The sequence below is a fragment of the Actinokineospora sp. PR83 genome (genome assembly GCF_021056305.1).
GTDB classification, from domain to species: domain Bacteria; phylum Actinomycetota; class Actinomycetes; order Mycobacteriales; family Pseudonocardiaceae; genus Actinokineospora; species Actinokineospora spheciospongiae.
Map to the genome: position 1 here is coordinate 1 of NZ_JAJCXD010000098.1, position 16,339 is coordinate 16,339.

General features: G+C 72.6%; 16 protein-coding genes. 9 read left to right on the forward strand and 7 right to left on the reverse strand.

The window, feature by feature from the left end; genetic code table 11:
* On the forward strand, positions 1-208 hold a 208-nt coding region (locus tag L6E12_RS29500), incomplete at its 5' end, for a lipase family protein (protein WP_236231201.1).
* Positions 209-267: 59 nt separating this feature from the next.
* Here the strand turns inward: L6E12_RS29500 and L6E12_RS29505 are convergent.
* The gene (locus L6E12_RS29505) at positions 268-1,710 is read right to left on the reverse strand and encodes a hypothetical protein (RefSeq protein ID WP_236231202.1); all 1,443 of its coding nucleotides are present in this window, start codon (positions 1,708-1,710) and stop codon (positions 268-270) included.
* A 634-nt stretch (positions 1,711-2,344) separates the two neighbouring features.
* Positions 2,345-2,953: a TetR/AcrR family transcriptional regulator gene (locus L6E12_RS29510; RefSeq protein ID WP_236231203.1), complete on the reverse strand. Its 609-nt coding sequence runs from the start codon at positions 2,951-2,953 to the stop codon at positions 2,345-2,347.
* Between the two features lie 149 nt (positions 2,954-3,102).
* Between L6E12_RS29510 and L6E12_RS29515 the strand changes: the two genes are divergently transcribed.
* From L6E12_RS29515 to L6E12_RS29545, 7 genes are all read left to right on the forward strand, one after another.
* Positions 3,103-4,224, forward strand: a complete 1,122-nt coding sequence (locus tag L6E12_RS29515; protein ID WP_236231214.1) for an acyl-CoA dehydrogenase family protein — start codon at positions 3,103-3,105, stop codon at positions 4,222-4,224.
* 44 nt (positions 4,225-4,268) lie between these two features.
* Positions 4,269-5,405 carry a CaiB/BaiF CoA-transferase family protein gene (locus L6E12_RS29520; protein ID WP_236231204.1) on the forward strand — a complete coding sequence of 379 codons (1,137 nt, stop codon included), beginning with the start codon at positions 4,269-4,271 and terminating at the stop codon, positions 5,403-5,405.
* A 444-nt stretch (positions 5,406-5,849) separates the two neighbouring features.
* On the forward strand, positions 5,850-6,011 hold the full coding sequence (locus L6E12_RS29525; protein WP_236231205.1) for a hypothetical protein: 162 nt from the start codon (positions 5,850-5,852) through the stop codon (positions 6,009-6,011).
* Positions 6,012-6,300: 289 nt separating this feature from the next.
* Entirely contained in the window at positions 6,301-6,792 is a 492-nt protein-coding gene (locus L6E12_RS29530; RefSeq protein ID WP_035288579.1) for a hypothetical protein, read from the forward strand.
* Positions 6,793-6,959: 167 nt separating this feature from the next.
* Positions 6,960-7,838, forward strand: coding sequence for a lytic transglycosylase domain-containing protein (locus L6E12_RS29535; protein ID WP_374201964.1), 879 nt, complete (start codon positions 6,960-6,962; stop codon positions 7,836-7,838).
* A gap of 68 nt (positions 7,839-7,906) precedes the next feature.
* Positions 7,907-8,251 carry a hypothetical protein gene (locus tag L6E12_RS29540; protein WP_236231206.1) on the forward strand — a complete coding sequence of 115 codons (345 nt, stop codon included), beginning with the start codon at positions 7,907-7,909 and terminating at the stop codon, positions 8,249-8,251.
* Positions 8,248-8,601 (forward strand): DUF3817 domain-containing protein, encoded by a 354-nt coding sequence (locus tag L6E12_RS29545; protein WP_236231207.1) that lies wholly within the window; start codon positions 8,248-8,250, stop codon positions 8,599-8,601. Before L6E12_RS29540 ends, L6E12_RS29545 begins: the two co-directional genes overlap by 4 nt.
* A 52-nt stretch (positions 8,602-8,653) precedes the next feature.
* On the opposite strand, the gene L6E12_RS29550 is transcribed toward L6E12_RS29545, so the two are convergent.
* From L6E12_RS29550 to L6E12_RS29570, 5 genes are all read right to left on the reverse strand, one after another.
* On the reverse strand, positions 8,654-9,493 hold the full coding sequence (locus L6E12_RS29550; protein WP_236231208.1) for a spermidine synthase: 840 nt from the start codon (positions 9,491-9,493) through the stop codon (positions 8,654-8,656).
* Positions 9,490-9,909, reverse strand: coding sequence for an adenosylmethionine decarboxylase (gene speD, locus L6E12_RS29555; protein ID WP_236231209.1), 420 nt, complete (start codon positions 9,907-9,909; stop codon positions 9,490-9,492). Before speD ends, L6E12_RS29550 begins: the two co-directional genes overlap by 4 nt.
* Before the next feature lie 29 nt (positions 9,910-9,938).
* Positions 9,939-11,096, reverse strand: a complete 1,158-nt coding sequence (locus tag L6E12_RS29560; protein WP_236231210.1) for a type III PLP-dependent enzyme — start codon at positions 11,094-11,096, stop codon at positions 9,939-9,941.
* A gap of 144 nt (positions 11,097-11,240) precedes the next feature.
* Positions 11,241-12,830, reverse strand: coding sequence for a cation acetate symporter (locus L6E12_RS29565; protein WP_240013848.1), 1,590 nt, complete (start codon positions 12,828-12,830; stop codon positions 11,241-11,243).
* A 20-nt stretch (positions 12,831-12,850) separates the two neighbouring features.
* On the reverse strand, positions 12,851-13,264 hold the full coding sequence (locus tag L6E12_RS29570; protein ID WP_236231212.1) for a DUF485 domain-containing protein: 414 nt from the start codon (positions 13,262-13,264) through the stop codon (positions 12,851-12,853).
* Positions 13,265-13,972: 708 nt separating this feature from the next.
* Here L6E12_RS29570 and L6E12_RS29575 point away from each other — a divergent pair.
* A partial coding sequence (locus tag L6E12_RS29575; RefSeq protein ID WP_236231213.1) for a nitrate- and nitrite sensing domain-containing protein occupies positions 13,973-16,339 on the forward strand: 2,367 nt, incomplete at its 3' end.

Genomic DNA, 16,339 nt, shown 5'->3' on the forward strand with positions numbered 1-16,339 from the left:
GGTGTTGCAGTACCACGCCTCCACCGACGAAATCGTCAACACCCCCCAGGGCGACGCACTGCACAGGTCCTACTGCGCCGCCGGAGTCACCGAGCAGTGGAACACCTACATCTCCGACCACCTCTCCGGCATCTTCGCAGGCAACGCCGACGCCGGAAAATGGATCAAGGACCGATTCGCGGGCAAGACAGCCCCCAGCAACTGCTGAGTGTCCGTGAACGACAGTGCCCCGGCGGGAATCCCGCCGGGGCACTGTTTTGCGCCGTGTCAGTCGCCCTTCGGCTTCGGGATCTCGGTGGTGTGATCCACAGTGGACCCCCCGGGCGCGCTCGCCGCGGGCTCGTCGGTCGGTGCGTCGGCCCGCTGCGGCTCGGGTGCGGTTGCCGCCTCGGGCTCCCCGGGTGCGGGTTCCGCGTCCGGAGCCGGTTCCGCGGCGGGCTCGGACACGATCACGGGGGTGGACTCGACCCAGTGCCCGCCTCCGGTGGAGTCGGCCTCGGTCGTGGGAAGCCCCGATTCCACCGGGCCCTCGGGAAGCCCCGTCTCAGGCTCCGCCGGGGAAGGCTCGATCGGCGAATCCGCATCCGGGAGGTCCGTGGTCGGCTCGGGTGCCGCGGCCGGTTCGGCCCGGGGGAGTTCCGCCTGCGGACCGGACTCGGTGGGCTCCGCCGGTTCCGGCTCGGTGAGGTCTGCCGAGGGCTCGGCGGCGACGGGGTCCGCCTGCGCCTCGGCGCCCGCGGGGGTCGGTTCCGGGCGGGGGAGTTGCGCCGTGGGCCGGTTGTCGGCGGACTCGGCCGCCGAGGCGGACTCGGTGGGCCGGTCGTCGGTGGCGGGGGACGGCGCGGCGGCTTCGGCCGGGGGCGCGGCCACGGCCTCGGTCGTCGCCCCGGTGCTCGGCGCCTGCGCGCCGCCCGCCTGGGCCTTGGCCACGACCTGGGTCACCTCGGCGTCGTCGGCCGAATCGCCTGCCGACGGCCACGCCCCCGCGATCGTCGCGGTGGTCGCGGACGACGCGGCGTGGTGCGGTGCGCCGCTCTGGGCGGCGGTCTGCCCACCGGGCGCGGCGTGCTGGGGCGCACCGGACAGCGCGGGCCGCTGACCGGTCTGCGCGTGGCCCGGCTGCCCCGAGTTGCGGCCCGGAGCCGGGTACTGCCCGTACCCGACCGGCGCCCGGAACCCCATCGACGGAGTGACCGGCTCCACCCGCGACCGCGCCCCCTCGCGCCGGATGAGCGCGGGAACCAGCGCGAGCAGCCCCACCCCGGCGGCGACGAGCAGCAGCACCAGCGCCGTGTCGGTGTTGATGTCGACCCGGCTGCCCTCGGACGGCTCCTGCGTGAGGGTCCGCTCGACGAGCTGGCCGATGGTCAGCGCGAGCAGCGCCACCGCGCCCGCCAGCACGCCCGCGCCGACCCCGCCGAGCACGCGCACCGCGGTCACCAGCCCCCGCTTCGGCCGCACGGCCGCCACCACGGCCACCACCGCGGCGACGGCGAGCAGCCCGCCGCCCACCACCACCGGCAGCCCGGCCAGGTCGGGCAGCGGACCGCTGCCGGACACCGCGCCGGACCTCGTCGTCTCCCAGAGGGTCTGGCTCAGCGCGCCCTCGCTGGTGGTCTCCTGCCCCAACCGCACCCGTAATTCGAACAGGGTCTGGAAGCTCCCCGCGATCGCCGACACCGCCGCCGCGGCGAACCCGGCGGCCGCCACCAGTCCGGGTATCCACACCCCGCCGCGGGACCTGACTGGCGCGGGACCGGGGGGCGGCCCGTACTGCTGCGCTGGCGGGTGCGGGGCGGTGCCGGGAGGACCGGGCGCGTAGGGCGGAGTCACGCGGGAATCTTGGCAGCTCCCGAGGACCCGATGTGGGACGCCGTGGTATTCGCGGAAGCGAACGTCACGTTCCCCCGTCGCCCCCCTCTTCTCTGGTTAGCAGCGGCCGACCCGAGCGAGGGCCGGGTCGGCCGCTGCGATTTCCCGGCATCACACCCGGGTTCGCGAACGGGTGTCTCGTCGACCGCGGCGCGGTGCGGCTCCACCGCGGTGAACCACAGGACGTAGGCGCAGGCGGTGACCACGACCCCCAACCGCAGCAGGGCGAGCAGTCGGCCCGTGTCCGGCAGCCGGAACCCACCGGTGATCGCGATCCCCGGCACGCGCAGGCCCGGTCGTCAGCGGGGTCACCAGGGTGATCACGACCGGCGCGCAGCCGATGACCACCCCCACCGGGGCCGGGTCGGTGTCCCGTTCCGCCGCGACGACCGCGGCGTTGAAGCTGACCATGCCCAAGGCCGAGCACTCCCACCACACCCCGGGCACGGCGAAGACTCCGCGAACCCCCGGCTCAGCCGCGGCGCAGCCGGTCCAGCATCGTGGACTTCCACTCGTCCAGCAGCCGCGCGCGCCGTTCGGCGCCGCCGCCCATCATCGCGTCCAGGGCCAGGCCGCGGACCAGGTTCACGCTCAGCAGCATCAGCGTCTCCACCTCCGCCTCCGGCAGGTCGGCGCCCGTGGCCTGCCGGTAGAGCTGGAGGGTGGCGTGGCCCAGCGCCCGGTCCACCGGGCGCAGGGTCTCCCGCAGCTCCGCGTCGGTCCTGGCCGCCACCCACAGCTCCACCGCCGCCGTCGACAGGGTGCCGGAGTAGGCCTCCCAGAGCAGGTCGATGCCCCTGGTCACCCGCTCCGGACCCGGGGGCAGCGTCTCCGCGGCGGTGGTCATCTCGCCGATGAGGCGGGCGAACAGGTGCTCCAGGGCGGCGGTCATCAGCTCGGCCTTGGTGGTGAAGTGGTGCTGCTGCGCGCCCCGCGACACCCCGGCCCGGGCCGCGATCTCCTGCACGGTCGTGCGGGCGTAGCCGAGTTCGACCAGGCACGCGACGGTGGCGTCGAGCAGGGCCTCGCGGGTCTGCTCGCTGCGCTCCTGCTGGGTGCGGTGGGTGCGCGTGGTCGTCACCTCGGGTGGCCTCCTCGGGTCCGCTCCCGGGTCACTTTACGGGCGGTCCGGTCAGCATGTACCTTCACGTCAGAACTTACATGCACCGCTGATTGTTTTATCATCGGTCCGCAACCCGGAGGTCTGTCGTGCCCGAGCGCTCCCCCTGGATGGACGAGGACCTGGACGCCTTCCGCGACCTGGCCCGCACCTTCTGCGAGAAGGAACTCACCCCCAACGTCGAGCGCTGGATCGAGAACAAGCAGGTCGACCGCGAGCTGTGGACCAAGGCGGGCGAGGTCGGGCTGCTGTGCCTGTCCATCCCCGAGGAGTACGGCGGCGGGGGCGGAACCTTCGCGCACGAGGCGGTCCTGCTGGAGGAGCAGGCGCGCGCCGGGGACAGCGGCTGGGGCGTCTCCCTGCACAACGGGATCGTCGCCCACTACGTGCTGGCCTACGGCACCGAGGAGCAGAAGCACGCCTGGCTGCCGAAGCTGGCCTCCGGCGAGTGGGTCGGCGCCATCGCGATGACCGAACCGGGCACCGGCTCGGACCTGCAGAACGTCAAGACCAAGGCGATCCGCGACGGCGACGACTACGTGGTCAACGGCGCCAAGACCTTCATCACCAACGGCAGCCAGGCCGACTTCGTCATCGTCGTCGCCAAGACCGACGCGAGCGAGGGCGCCAAGGGCATCTCGTTGATCGGCGTCGAGACCGCCCGCGAGGGCTTCCGCCGGGGCCGGGTGCTGGACAAGATCGGCCTCAAGGCCCAGGACACGGCCGAGCTGTTCTTCGACGACCTGCGCGTGCCGGTGACCAACCTGCTCGGCACCGAGGAGGGGCAGGGCTTCGTGCAGCTCATGCAGCAGCTCCCGCAGGAGCGCCTGATCATCGGCGTCTCCTCGGTCGTCTGCCTGGAGCTGGCACTGCAGGAGACGCTGCGCTACACCAAGGACCGGCAGGCGTTCGGGCGACCGGTGTTCAACTTCCAGAACACCAAGTTCGTCCTCGCCGAGGTCGCCACCGAGGCCAGGGTGTGCCGGGTGTTCCTCGACGACTGCATCGCCAAGCACCTCAGGGGCGAGTTGGACATCCCGACCGTGGCGATGCTCAAGTGGTGGACCAGCGACCGGGCGATGAAGGCCGTCGACGAGTGCCTGCAACTGCACGGCGGCTACGGCTACATGAGCGAGTACCCCATCGCGCGGATGTACACCGACCTGCGCGTGCAGCGGATCTACGGCGGCACCAACGAGATCATGAAAGAGATCATCTCCCGCACGCTCTAGGGTCCACCGGCAGAACAGACTGGTCTACGAAAGGGAACGAGAGCATGGGACCGCTCACCGGGATCCGGGTCGTCGAGCTGGCGGGGCTCGCGCCCGCGCCGTTCGCCTGCACCGTGCTGGCCGACCTGGGCGCCGAGGTGGTGCGGGTGGACCGGGCGCGCCCCGGCGCGGACGTGCTCTCGTTCCCCGACGACCCGCTGACCCGCAGCAGGCGGTGGATCGGCGTCGACGTCAAGGCGCCCGAGGGCCTGGAGCTGGTGCTGCGGCTGGTCGACCGGGCCGACGTGCTGGTGGAGGGCTTCCGGCCGGGGGTGGCCGAGCGGATGGGGCTCGGCCCGGACGCGCTGCTCGCCCGCAACCCCGGCCTGGTCTACGGGCGCGTCACCGGGTGGGGCCAGGACGGCCCGCTCGCGCCCACCGCCGGGCACGACATCAACTACATCGCCCTCGCGGGCGCCCTCGACCCGATCGGGGAGGCCGGGCGCAAGCCGGTGCCGCCGGTCAACATCCTGGGCGACTTCGCGGGCGGCGGGCTCGTGCTGGCCATGGGCGTGCTCGCCGCGCTGGTCGAGCGGCAGACCTCGGGGAAGGGCCAGGTCGTCGACACCTCGATGGTCGAGGGCGCCGCGTTCCTCACCACCCACCTGCACGGGCTGCGCAACATCGGGATGTGGCCCAACGGCCGCGGCGAGAACCTGCTCGACGGCGGCGCCCCGTTCTACGACACCTACGAGACCGCCGACGGCAAGTACGTGGCCATCGGCGCCATCGAGGCCCGGTTCTGGGCCGCGCTCGTCGGCGTCCTGGGTTGGGACCCGGACGGGGTGCCCGCGCACGTCGACCCGGCGAACTGGCCCGAGCTGCGCACCCGCCTGTCCGAGACGCTGCGCACCCGCACCCGTGACGAGTGGGCCAAGTTGGCCGAGGGCACCGATGCGTGCCTGAGCCCGGTGCTGACCCCGCAGGAGGCGACGACGCACCCGCACAACGTGGCCAGGGGGACGTTCGTCCAGGTGGCGGGCACCCCGCAACCGGCGCCCACGCCGAAGTTCAGCCGCACCGCGCCCGCCGCGCCCACCGCGCCGAGCGATGCCCGCGCCGACACCGACGACGTGCTGACCGGGTTGGGCGTGCCCGTCGACGACCTGGCGCGGCTCAGGGCCGCGGGGGTCATCGCCTGAGCCCGTGGGCGGGCCTGGAACAACGAATGGCTGTGAGGACGCTTGTGGCATCCTCACAGCCTCGGTGTTGTGCTCGCGCGCCTGCTGGGCGCGCGGACTGGCCGCGGGGGCCAGCGGCCCGCGGAGATCACTCCCCGGACGTGGACATTCTTATAACCGTTCCACAGTCCGTGGTGTCCGCGGTCGGACAGTTGCGCAAAAGTGACACGGTTTCTGGGATCAGCGAGCGGCCGTTCACCGGGCCGGGTGCACAGCGGCATGTCCCCTGCGTGACCGGATGGCTACTTCCGTAGAGTGATCCCGGAGCAATACGGGTGGCATCCGGGCGAAACTCTCACCCTGGGTGTCGCCGCTGAGGAAAACAGGGCCTGACAGCCACCACTGTGGTGGATCATGGGCGGGGGGTTCCGGGCCGGTCCCGGGCCGGAGCGGACGGAGTTGCCGATGAATGTCAAGAAGGTGGCGACCCTCGTGGGGGTCGCCCTGCTGCTCTTCTACGTCATCACCCAGCCGACCCAGGCCGCGGGCATGTTCCAGGGGATCCTGACCTGGTTGCGGGACGGCGCTGAGGCGATCATCACCTTCCTGAAGAACCTCTTCGCGTAACGCGCGAGACTCCTGCATGTGAACTACCGGTCAGTTCTACTGACCGGTAGTTCACGCTGCCCGCCAACGGAATCCCGGCGCGACCGTCCGCGTGGCACAGAGCCGCCCAACTCCGTCACCGTCTGTGATGATCTTCGTCGATCAGAAGATCCACACTGGACCGTCCGGGTGGATCTGGGGGTCAACGGCCGCAATCCCGCAAATGGGTCGGCCTGGGGTCTGGTGAATTGTCGGTCCCTGGCCCTACGGTTTCAGCCATCGAGTGATCATGAGACCTCCAGGAGGCAGAATGCTCGACGATCCCGGGGTCGACGCCCTGGTCCGCCAGTGGACCGCCGAGCGAGCACAGGACGCGGAGGCCGTCGAGGCGAGCCGCATCGCGTCCGAGTGGCTCGCCGACGCGCCGGTCGTCACCACGCCCGGCATCCCCGGCCAGCGCGCCCGCGGCGGTTCGTCGCGGTGGGCGTCGGTCGAGGCCGCCGACCCGCGCTACCTCTCGGCCATGCGCGACCGCCTGCCCGACGTGCCGCACGAGCTGCTGGCCGCCGCCGCGGGCTGGTGGCAGATGGTCGGCGGGGTGGCGGAGGCCGAGGAGTGGTGGGACGCGGGCATGAGCCCGCTGGACCAGCGCGCCCTCGACTACCGCGCCGCGGGCCTGGCACCGTCGGACCTGTCGCGTCGGCTCGGACCGCTGACCGTGCTGGAGCACCTCCGCCGCGGCAGCGCCCCGGCCTGGTGCGTGGCCCGGTTGCAGCGCCAGCGCCGCGACGGCGCCGCCTGAGGTCCACGACCGCGACCGGTCGCCGCCCGGTGGGTGTTCCACCACCCGGGACGGGGCCGACCCGGCGTGACAGCGCGTCCCGCGTAACGCCATGGTGTTCCCGTCGTTGATGCTGTGCGTTCCCGGGTCTGTCCCGGTGACCGGAGCGGAACCAGGGCTGGAGCACGGTGGCGGACACGAAGACCCCGATCGCGGACCCGGCGGTGCGAACCCCGGACGGGCCACGGCGGTTCCGGTTCCCCCGGTTCCGCCCCGGCGGGGTCGCGGGCAGGCTGGCGGTGGTGGTCTTCGTGCTGGCCGTCGCGGCGGGCTCGGTGCTGGTGGTGCGGTCGGCGCTCATCCCGCCGCCCGGTCCGCCCGCGCCGGAGATCCCGGCCGAGCAGGTCACCGCGGCCGCGGTCGAGCCCAACTCCGTCGTGCCCGCGCAGGGCGCGGACACCGCCGCGGCCCCCCGGCCGCAGGCGGTGCAGTCCGGCGCCGACCCGCTGCGGGTGTGGGCGGAGAAGCTCGCCGGTCCCACCGGTGTGCCCGCGCGCGCCCTGATGGCCTACGGCAACGCCGAGCTGGTCGTCCGGTCGAGCACCCCCGGCTGCCACCTGTCCTGGGCGACCCTCGCGGGCATCGGCCGCGTCGAGTCCAACCACGGCCAGTACGCGGGCGCGGTCCTGGGTGCCGACGGCCTGCCCTCCAAGCCGATCACCGGCGTGCCCCTCGACGGCTCCGCAGGCGTCCGGGCCATCGCCGACACCGACGGCGGCCGGTACGACGGCGACCCGTCGGTCGACCGCGCCGTCGGCCCGATGCAGTTCATCCCCTCCACCTGGCGCGCCTGGACCTCCGACGCCAACCTCGACGGCCGCGGCGACCCCCAGCAGATCGACGACGCCGCGCTCGCCGCGGGCCGCTACCTGTGCGCGGGCGGCCGCGACCTGGGCACCCCCACCGGCTGGTGGGCCGGGGTGTTCTCCTACAACAACTCGGTGCCCTACGGGCAGAAGGTCTTCGGCCTCGCCGACGGCTACGCCCGCGCGGGCGCCTCGGCCTGAACCCCCGCCCGGACCCCGGCCTGAGCCCTCCGGCCGGGCTCTCAGCCGCCCCGGGTTAGCATCGGTGCGTGCCCGGCCCGCGGAAGTTCGTCGTCGTCGCGGTCAGTGTGCTGTCGCTGGTCGCCTGCTGCGGCCTCGCCTACTGGCAGTGGCAGCGCTTCGAGTCGGCCAACGGCACCTTCCAGAACCTGGGGTACGTGCTCCAGTGGCCCCTGTTCGGCATCGCCCCCGCCTACATGTTCTGGCGGATGCGCAAGCTCGCCCAGCAGCAGCCCGCCGAGGCGCCACCCGCGGCCGAACCACCCCCGCCCCCGCCCGCCCGGCCACGGCCCGCCGCGGTGGACGACGAGGACGACGAACTCACCGCCTACAACCGCTACCTCGCTAGCCTGAACGCCCAGGAGCCCCGATGAGCATGACCGACGAGGAGAACCCGGCCCAGGCGGTCGCCGTCAAGGGCACCCGGGGAGCCCTCGCCCGCTACCGGGTCCTGGCCTACGTGGTGGGTGTGGGCCTGTTGGCCCTGGTCGCGGCCATGGTGCTCAAGTACGGGTTCGACAACACCGCGCCACTGGCGATCGTCGGGCCCGCGCACGGGTTCCTGTACATGGTGTACCTGGTGTTCACCTTCGACCTGGCGCTCAAGTCCCGCTGGTCGGTCAAGGGGACGCTGCTGGTGCTGATCGCCGGGATGATCCCGTTCGTGAGCTTCGTCGTGGAGCGCAGGGTGACCCGGCGGGTTCGGGCGGGCGAGAAGCTCTGATCCGCAAGACCCCCGGTCGGTGCTCGCGCGACCACCGACCGGGGATCCCCGACTAGGCCGTTCGCACCCGGTAGGGCGGGATCGTGTTGCCGCGCAGGGCGAGCTCGTCGATCGTCTCCGGGCGGTACGGCAGGGTTTCCAGGCGGGCGACCATGCGGTCCGTGGTGTTCGGGTCGGCTTCGGCGAGGCCGAACAGGAAGGCCCACTCGTGCTCGTCGGAGCCGTAGTAGACCGTTTCGCCGAACACGTCGGCGAAGCGCTTCCAGGAGCGGACCAGGGTCTCGTTGCGCCACATCGTCTGGCAGCCCGCCTGGCACACCACGACTCCGCCGGGGGAGAGCAGGGCCTTGCAGCGGGTGAGGAACTCCTCCTCGTACAGGCGGTTGTGCTGGGCGAACTCCGGGCGCTCGTCCGGCAGGTCGACCAGGACGACGTCGTAGCGGTCCGTGCACTCCTGGACGAACTGCCACCCGTCGGCGTAGTGCACGCGCACCGGGCCGGTGCCCTTGACGGCGGCGGCCAGTTCGTCAGGGGTGTAGCCGTAGGGCAGGTGTTCCGCGCACAGCTCGACCGCCTGGCGGTCGATGTCCACGTGGTCGACCACCGACGCCCCGGCGGCGACGGCGATCTGGCTGACCACGCCCTCCGACGAGCCGACGACCAGGACCCGGTCCACCGACGGGATCAGCAGCAGCGCGGGGACCAGCAACGCCTCGTGGTAGGTGAGCTGGCTGAACTCGGTGCTCTGCCGGTCGTCGTCGCAGAACAGGCTCAGGCCCTGGGTGGTGCGGCCGATGACCAGGTGCTGGAACTCGGTGCGGGTGTCGACGACGACCTCGGGCACCTCCCACACCCGGGTCAGGCCCGCGCCCAGCGGTTCGACGACGTTCACGCTGCCGACCCCGCGGCCTGGACGCCGGTCGCCTGGACCGGGTGTCCCCTGAGGACCGTGCTGATCCGCGCGTCGGCCGCGCCGAGGCGGTCGCGCAGGAGCTGGGCGGCCAGTTCCGGGTCCGCGGTCTCGCCGCAGGTGAAGATGTCGACGAACATCGAACCGATCTCCGGGTAGGTGTGGATGGAGGCGTGCGACTCCGAGAGCAGCGCCAGGACGGTCACGCCCTGCGGCTCGAAGCGTTTGGACACCACGTCGCAGATGGTGGCACCGGCGGCTCGCAGCGCACCCTCCAGGGTGTCGCGCAGAAAGCCCAGGTCGTCCAGCAGTGACGGGTCTATACCGTCGAACTCGGCGAGCACGTGCCTGCCCGCGAACTGGCCGACGCCCGGATCGGGCGCGCCGTCGTACGACATGGAACCTCCTACAAGGGGTGTTGTGTTGCTCAGCCGATGAAGTGCGTCGGCAGGGGCGGGAAACCGTTGAACGACACCGAGGAATAGCTCGCCGTGTAGGCACCCGCGTCGAGGATGTCGACGTGGTCGCCCGCTCGCAGCGCCAACGGCAGACGATACGGGGTGTGCTGGTAGATCACATCATCCCCGTCGCAGGTGGGACCTGCGATGATCACCGGGCCGTCCGGTGCGCCCGGGTGGCCGGTGCGCAGGCGGTACGCGATGTACTCGTTCTCCGTCTCCGCCAGTCCCGAGTACCGCCCGATGTCCAGGTATACCCAGCGGTGCTCGTCGGTATCCGCTTTGCGCGACACCAGCACGACCTCGCTGCGGATCACCCCCGCCGTGGCCACGATCGCCCGGCCGGGCTCGACGACCAGCTCGGGCACCTCGGCGAAGTGCTCGGCGACGGCCGCGCGGATCGCCGCGGCGTGCTCGGCCAGCGGTGGGGCGGGCTCGGCGTAGCCGGTGGGGAACCCGCCGCCCAGGTTCAGCACCGGGGTCGGCACGCCCCGCGCGGCCAGCTCCCGGGCGATCCCGGCGGCCTGCGCGATGCCCGCCACCCACGCGGCCGGGTCGCGGTGCTGGGAGCCGACGTGGAAGCAGGCGCCGTCGACGGCCAGGCCCAGCTCGGCGGCCCTGGCCAGCAGCCGCACCGCCATCGCGGGCGCGCAGCCGAACTTCGCCCCGAACGGGGTGCCCGAGGCGGGCGCGTCGACCAGGAACCGGCAGGCCACCCGGGACCCCGGGGCGTGCGCGGCCAGGTTCTCCAGGTCGCCGTCGGAGTCGAAGGTGAACCGGCGGACACCGCGGGCGTACGCGTACGCGACGTCGGCGGCCTTCTTGATCGGGTTCCCGTAGGACAGGTCCGCCGGGTCGGCGCCCCGGTCCAGGCACAGGTCGATCTCGCCGGTGCTCGCCACGTCGAACCCGCAGCCCTCGGCGACCAGCGCGGCCACCACCTCCGGCGCCGGGTTGGCCTTGACCGCGTACAGCACCCCGGCCTCGGGCAGGGCAGCGCGCAGCGCGCGGTGGTTGGACCGTACGGTGTCCAGGTCCATCACCAGGCACGGCGTCGCGGGCGCGTTGTCGTCGAGGAACGCGCGCAGCCGCGGGACGGCCTCGGAGGTGTCGAGCACGGCGTGCACTGTAATACCGCCTCCGCCGGTCACCGGACGCCGTGGCCATGGCCACACCGAATGGCCTGGTCGTACCATCCGGCCGCGCCGGGGCGGTCCGGGCGCGCGGCCCCGGCCGACGCCCACCGCGCCCGCCGGGGCCCGGTCTGCCGCTCACCGGCCGAGCCCGGTGAGCGAGCGGACCTCCATCTCCTTCTGCAGCGCGGGGTCGGCCTTCTCCCGGCCGAAGAGCGTGCCGAGGTACCCGCAGACGAACGACACCGGGATCGAGACGATGCCCGGGTTCGACAGCGGGAACACCGCGAAGTCCACATCGGACATGATCGACGTCGGCGAGCCGGACACCACCGGGGACAGCACCACCAGCAGCAGGCAGGAGCCCAGCCCGCCGTACATCCCCCACAGCGTGCCGCTGGTGTTGAACCGCTTCCAGAACAGCGAGTACAGCAGCGTCGACAGGTTCGCCGAGGCGGCGAAGGCGAACGCCAGCGCCACCAGGAACGCCACGTTCTGCCCGTTGGCCAGGATGCCGCCGACGATGGCCAGCACGCCGATCACCACCGCGGTGATCCGGGCGACCTTGACCTCCGACCCCGGCGCGGGCCTGCCCTTGCGCAGGATGTTGGCGTACACGTCGTGGGCGAACGACGCCGACGCGGTGATCGTCAGCCCGGCGACCACGGCCAGGATCGTGGCGAACGCCACCGCGGCCACGATGCCCAGCAGCACCGTGCCGCCGATCTCGAAGGCCAGCAGCGGCGCGGCGGCGTTCTCCCGGCCGGTCGAGTCCAGGATGCGCTCGGAGCCGACCAGCGCCGACGCGCCGTAGCCGATGACCAGCGTGGCGGTGTAGAAGACGGTCATCGTGCCCACCGCCCACACCACCGACCGGCGCGCCTCGCGGGCGTCGGGCACGGTGTAGAAGCGCATCAGCACGTGCGGCAGCCCGGCCGCGCCCAGGACCAGCGCCAGCGCCAGCGAGATGAAGTCCAGCGTGGTGGTCGAGGTCTTGCCGTACTGCACGCCGGGGCCGAGCACCTTCTCGCCCTTGGCGTTGTTGGTCGCGGCCTGCTCCAGCAGCGCGCTGAGGCTGAACCCGAACTTGCCCAGCAGGAACACCGTCATCAGCACCACGCTGAGGATCAGGATGGCGGCCTTGATGATCTGCACCCAGGTGGTGCCCTTCATCCCGCCGACCAGCACGTAGAAGATCATGATCAGGCCGACCACGGTGATCACCACCGCCTGCCCGCCGGAGCCGTGCACGTCCAGCAGCAGCGCCACCACCGCGCCCGCGCCCGCCATCTGCGCGAGCATGTAGAACAGGGAGATCACCAGCGTGGAGGTGGCCGCGGCGGCGCGGACCGGGCGCTGCCGCATCCGGAAGGCGAGGACGTCGCCCATGGTGAACCGGCCGGTGTTGCGCACCAGCTCGGCGATCAGCAGCAGGTTCACCAGCCAGGCGACCAGGAACCCGATCGAGTAGAGGAACCCGTCGTAGCCGTTGATGGCGATGGCGCCCGCGATGCCCAGGAACGACGCCGCGGACAGGAAGTCGCCGGACAGCGCGATGCCGTTCTGCACGCCGGTGAACCGGCCGCCCGCGGCGTAGTAGTCGGCGGCGGAGCTGTTGCGGCTGCTGACCTTGTAGACGACGTAGAGGGTGATCAGCACGAACCCGGCGAACACGGCGGTGTTGAGCACCGGGTCGCCGACACCGGTCGGGCCGGTGTCCTGGGCCAGGGGGATCAGGGCGCGGGTGGTCACGGTGCCTCCTCGGCGGCGGCGCGCACCTCGGCGGCCAGCGGGTCCAGCCGCGTGCGCGCCCAGCGGGTGTAGGCGAGCGTGATCAGCAGCGTGGTGGCGAACTGCCCGAGGCCGAGCAGCAGCCCCACCGTGATCGACCCGGCGACGCGGGTGGCCATCAGGTCGGGGGTGTAGGCGGCGAGCAGCACGTAGGTCAGGTACCAGGCGAGGAACAGCCCGGTGACGGGGAAGACGAACCGGCGGAACCGGCGGCGCAGGCCGGTGAAGGCGGCGCTCGCGTGCACCGCGGCGTAGTCCGGGCCGGGTGCCGGGCCTGCCCCGCGGGCGGCGGGGGGGCGGTCGACCCCGCCGAAGGTGGCGCCGCCTGCCCGGCGCGGCGGCGCGGGCGTGGGTGGGACGACCTCGGTCATGCATTCCTCCGGGGGAGAGGTATGAGACGGGGAATGTTTCGCGGCCGAATGGCCGGGCGACATGTTAACCACGGCGGGGCGGAACAACCTAATGCACGCCGATTCGGTCTGCGGAACGAGAACCCGGCGATATCGGTACGGTTCCGCGCATACACCACACGTAATGGTGAATTCCGGGGTCACGTTGCGTTGTGGGACTTGCAGTCACTCGCCGCGCGTTCCGGCCGGGGATGCGGCGCCGAGCGGCGGGGTGGTCGCCCGGGTGGGCCGTGTGCTGCTGTTTCGCCTGCTCAGGGTACCCTTTTTCCGGTTTGGGCGACGCCCGTGTCGCGGGTGGAATCGCGATACCCGATCGTGCGACTCAAGTCGACAGAATCTCCGCAGAGTGACGAAAAGTGCACTCCGTACGGTCTAAAGTGGTCACAACGTGCCCCTGGAAAGGCTTTGCCGAGCCTGTTCTCGCTGGTCAGCAATGGTGTCGCCGAGCCAATTCCAAGATCGCCGGATTGGGGTACGCTTCTGGCTCAAGTTCCCCCAGAGATCGCCGATGTCCGACAAGGGCACCGGCCCCCGGTCTCCGTTGACGGGACCCCGCGAATGCCCTGTTGTCCCCAGTGCTGTCCATGATCCCCCGTGGAAGGAGAGCGGCGCGGTGAAGGTGTTGTTCCGACGGCGAGGTAGGACCGTCGTGGGAGGACGCGCGTGACCGTGACCGCCTCCCAGACCCCGTCCCAGACCACCGCAGGCCCCGACTCCCGGGGCCGGGCAGGCCCCCGGACCGACCCCTCCGGACCGCCCCCGCGCCGGACCGCAGCCGGTGGGGAAGCCGGCGAGCGCTCCGCGTGGGCGGCGTTCGTCCGCTGGCGCGACTGGACCATCCCGGTGAAGCTCGGCGCGGTCATCCTCGTGCCGGTCGTGTTCGCCATCGTGCTCGGTGCGCTGCGCATCGGCGACCAGGTCGACCGCGCCGACACCTACCGCGACGTCGACCGCGTCGTCGCCGTCACCGACTCGCTGCGCCGCGTGATCAACTGGGTCCAGGTCGAGCGCACCAAGTCCGCGGTGCTGCTCACCGGCGGCTACGGCGACATCGCCGGGGCCACCGCGGGTGAGCGGCAGAGCGTCGACTACGCCCGCCAGCAGTTGCGCAACGCGGTGCAGCGGGCCGACTTCACCTCCGAGGTCACCCGCGCCCGCTACGCCGACGTCGTCGCCGCGCTGGGCAGGCTCGACGCCCTGCGCACCCCGGTCGCCGCGGCCTCGGTCGACAGCGCCACCGCGATCGAGCAGTACACCTCGGTCACCGACGCGCTGCTCGACTTCGACCGGGCCGCCGTCGAGGAGATCGCCGACAGCGGCCTCGCGGGCACCGCCGCCGCGCTGCACCAGCTCGACGCCGCCCAGGAGGAGATCCGCTACCAGTGGGCCCAGGTCGCGGTCGGCATCGCCCGCGGCGGGCTCAACGCCGCCGACACCGCCGCCCTGCGCACCTCCCAGGCCCGGCTCGACGACCACGTCGCGGCCTTCGTCTCGCTGGCCACCACCGAGCAGCGCGCCGAGTACGAGCGGCAGCTCGCCGTCCCGGCCGCGCGGACCCGCGCGGACCTGCTGCGGCTGGTCCTCGTCGGCCCCGCCACCCCGGCCGACGACTCCGACGAGGAGGAGGGCCCGGCGCCGCTGCCGGTGGCCGCGGCCGACTGGGACGTGGCCTCCGACCAGACCTCGGCCCGGCTCAGCGCGGTCGGCGCCACCCTCGGCGAGCGGATCAAGTCCGAGTCCGACGCGCTGCAGAACGCCGCCAGCGACGCCGCCGGGCTCGCCTCGGTGGTGCTGATCCTGGCGCTGGTGCTGGCCGCGGCCATCATCGTGCTGATCGGCAGGCAACTGCTGCGCTCGCTGGCCGAGCTGCGCCGCGGCGCGCTCGACGTCGCCCGCAACCGCCTGCCCGCCGCGGTGGCCCGCATCCGCGACGGCGGGCAGGCCGACATCGGCGCGGTGGAACCGATCGCGGTGCCCTCGGCCGACGAGGTCGGCCAGGTGGCGCGCGCCTTCGACGCGGTGCACGAGCAGGCGCTGCGGCTGGCCGGTGAGCAGGCCGCGCTGCGCGCCAACTACGGCAACGTGTTCGTCAACCTCTCGCGCCGCAGCCAGGGCCTGGTCCAGCGCCAGCTACACCTGCTGGAGCGGCTCGAGCGCGACGAGGAGGACGCCGACCAGCTCGACACGCTGTTCCAGCTCGACCACCTCGCCACCCGGATGCGCCGCAACAACGAGAACCTGATGGTCCTCTCCGGCAGCGAGCCGGGCAGGCGCACCCAGCAGCCCGCGCCGCTGGCCGACCTGCTGCGCGCCGCGGTCTCGGAGATGGAGCAGTACCAGCGGGTCGTCATCCAGTCGCCGCCGACGGTGCTCGTCGTCGGCTACGCGGTCGGCGACCTGGTCCGGCTCGTCGCCGAGCTGCTCGACAACGCCGCCGCGTTCTCCGCCCCCACCACCCAGGTCACCATCGCCAGCCACCACACCGACGGCGGCTCGGTGCGGATCGAGGTCGTCGACCGCGGCATCGGCATGCGCGACGACGAGTTCGCCGACGCCAACCGCAGGCTGGCCGACGCGGGCACCGTGGACGCCTCCACCGCCCGCCGGATGGGCCTGTTCGTGGTGGGCAGGCTCGCCTCCCGGCACGGGGTGCAGGTCCAGCTCCGCCCCGGCAACCAGTCCGGCACCCGGGCCACCGTGCTCATCCCGGCCGACCTGGTCACCTCCAACGTCGTCGACCTGCCCCCGGTGCCGCCGAGGGCCCCCGCCCCCACCACCCCGCCCGGCGGCCTCCCCCGCGGCACCACCGGCCCCGCCAACGGCAGCGGCCCGGCCACCGGCGTCAACGGCAACGGCGCCCCCGGTGCGGGTCGAGGTGTCAACGGCACCGGCCACGCCCCCAACGGCACCGGCCCGAACGGCGGCAGCAACGGCAGCAACGGGAACGCCCGCGGTGCCAACGGGACCGGCCTGCTCGGCGGCACCGGGAGCCGGGCCAACGGCGCCCCCCGGCACAGCGGCCCGGCGCACGGCGGG